Genomic DNA, 240 nt, shown 5'->3' with positions numbered 1-240 from the left:
CGGCATTTCCGCGACGTAGACGAACTGGGTCTGACCATGGTTGATGAGAGCGGTTTAATGCTACGCCAACTCATGCGCCAGGCGCGTCAGCGTATCGCCAAAGGCGGGAGTGTGATCCGCACCTCGGTCTCCACATTTATGGAGTTCATCGGTAATAATCCTAACGCCTTCCGGTTATTATTGCGGGAACGCTCCGGCACCTCCGCTGCGTTTCGTGCCGCCGTTGCGCGTGAAATTCAG

At 56.7% G+C, this 240-nt stretch carries 1 protein-coding gene; it reads left to right on the top strand.

Annotation, left to right across the window (positions count from 1 at the left end):
• Positions 1-240, top strand: a 240-nt coding sequence (gene fabR, locus SB756_RS34650; protein WP_410913830.1) for an HTH-type transcriptional repressor FabR, incomplete at both ends; no start/stop codon positions are given.

This window comes from Pseudomonas sp. SIMBA_068, assembly GCF_046534705.1.
Taxonomy (GTDB): Bacteria; Pseudomonadota; Gammaproteobacteria; order Pseudomonadales; family Pseudomonadaceae; genus Aquipseudomonas; species Aquipseudomonas putida.
Note: the sequence above shows the minus strand (reverse complement) of the source record. Positions and strands in the feature narration are given on the sequence as shown.